The organism is Streptomyces tailanensis (assembly GCF_008386495.1).
GTDB lineage: Bacteria > Actinomycetota > Actinomycetes > Streptomycetales > Streptomycetaceae > Streptomyces > Streptomyces tailanensis.
This window is the reverse complement of the sequence record NZ_VTHJ01000166.1, coordinates 1-2,141: the sequence shown is the minus strand read 5'-3', so window position 1 is coordinate 2,141 and position 2,141 is coordinate 1. Positions and strand designations below refer to the sequence as shown.

Genomic DNA, 2,141 nt, shown 5'->3' with positions numbered 1-2,141 from the left:
GGACACGGGCGCGCCGCGGACCTTCGTGATGACCGGGCAAAGCACCTCTCCCGGGGCATGATTGACGGGTCGTCGGCCGACCGACAGCACTGCTCCCACACTCGGCCCCGTACGCCCCGCCAACGCCCTACCGTTCCAGGAGGCCGCCTTGCGAGGATCCCCCACCGACCGCAGGCCCACCCATCGGCCCAGACGCATCCGCACAGCGGCGGCCGCATCGACGGTGTTGCTGCTCCCCCTTCTGGGCGCGGCCCCGCCCGAAGCCCGCTCCCCCTCGGCCGGTCTCCAGGGCGCGTTCGCGGCCGCGGCAGCCGAGTACGACGTACCGCGCAGTGTCCTGCTGGGCGTCTCCTACCTCCAGTCCCGCTGGGACGCGCACGGCGCAGCGCCCAGTGTCACCGGCGGCTACGGCCCGATGCACCTGACCGATGCGGCGACGGCTCTGGCCGAGGCCCCGCACCACAGCGAGGGCGCGGAGGACGCCCGCGGCGACGACTCCCGGGCTCCGCTGATCCCCGAGGCCGACCTGCCCGAGAACTCCGAACTCCCGCCCCGGCTACGTACGTTGGCGAGGGCCGGAGAACTGACCGGGCTCCCGGAAGAGACGCTGCGCTCCGACGCCGAGGCCAATGTGGCGGGCGGTGCCGCGCTGCTCGCGGCCGCGCAGCGGGAGCTGGGTGAGCGGCCGAGTGCCGATCCGGCGGACTGGTACGGGGCGGTGGCGCGCTTCTCCGGCGCCGACGACCGGGCGACGGCGGCGGCGTACGCGGATGAGGTGTTCGCGGTGATCCGGGCCGGCGCCGAGCGCGTCACGGATGCCGGTCAGCGGGTGACGCTCGCCCCGCAGCCCGGGCTGCGCCCCGACACCGCGCAACTGTCCCGGACCGGGCTCCGCGCGCCGAAGGCAGGTGCCACGGAGTGCCCGACGACGGTGTCCTGCGAGTGGATCCCGGCGCCGTACGAGGAGTTCGGCGACAACGACTACGGCAACCACGACCCGGCCGACCGGCCGAAGTCCCAGTCCATCCGCTACATCGTGGTCCACGACACCGAGGCCACATGGGACACCACGTTGAAGCTGGTCCAGGACCCGACCTATGTTTCGTGGCACTATTCGCTGCGCTCCACGGACGGGCACATCGCCCAGCATGTGAAGAACAAGGACGTGGGCTGGCACGCCGGCAACTGGTACGTCAACGCGAAGTCGATCGGCCTGGAGCACGAGGGCTTCCTCACCTCGCCGGACGCCTGGTACACGGAGGCGATGTACCGGACGTCGGCGCGGCTGGTGCGGTATCTCGCCGGGAAGTACCGCATTCCGCTCGACCGTCAGCACATCCTGGGCCACGACACCGTGCCGGGCCCGACGACGTCGACGATCCCGGGGATGCACACCGACCCGGGCCCGTACTGGGACTGGCAGCACTACTTCGAGCTGCTGGGCAAGCCGTTCGGGCCGACGTCGGACAAGAACAGCGGCATGGTCACCATCCTGCCCAACTACTCCGACAACAGGCCCGAGTTCACGGGTTGCGCCGGCGCGGGTAAGCCCTGCGCGGTGCACGGCTCCAGCGCGGTACGGCTGTACAGCGCGCCCGATGTGACCTCTCCTCTGATCAAGGACATCGGGCTGCGGCCGGACGGCAGCACCTCGACGATCGGTGTGAACGACCTCGGTTCACGGGTGTCCACCGGTCAGCAGTACGCGGTCGCCGAGCGTCGCGGCGACTGGACGGCGATCTGGTACCTGGGACAGAAGGCCTGGTTCCAGAACCCCAAGGCGCGGCCGACGGCGGTCGGCGCGGCCGGTCCGGTCGTGACGCCCAGGAACGGGCTGACGGAGATCCCGGTGTACGGCAGGGCCTACCCGGAGAAGGAGGCGTACCCCGCGGGGGTGCCCGCCCAGGCGGTGTCCCCACTGCCGTACAAGCTCCTGAAGGGCCAGAAGTACGTCGCCGGTGACGTGCTGCCGGGCGAGTACTACTACGCCGTCTCTTTCGACACGGCCTCGCACAAGGTCGTGGTCGGGAAGGACCGCTACTACGAGATCCAGTTCGGCCACCGGGTGGCGTTCGTGCGGGCGGCGGACGTACGGGTGCTGCCGGCCGCGTAAGGACGACGAACGGACGCAAGCGGAAGGG

1 protein-coding gene is annotated in these 2,141 nt (G+C 71.0%); it reads left to right on the top strand.

Features of this window, described 5'->3' with window-relative positions; translation table 11 throughout:
- Nucleotides 1-148 precede the first annotated feature (148 nt).
- Nucleotides 149-2,113 carry an N-acetylmuramoyl-L-alanine amidase gene (locus tag F3T56_RS45820; RefSeq protein WP_149831367.1) on the top strand — a complete coding sequence of 655 codons (1,965 nt, stop codon included), beginning with the start codon at nucleotides 149-151 and terminating at the stop codon, nucleotides 2,111-2,113.
- Nucleotides 2,114-2,141: the final 28 nt, after the last annotated feature.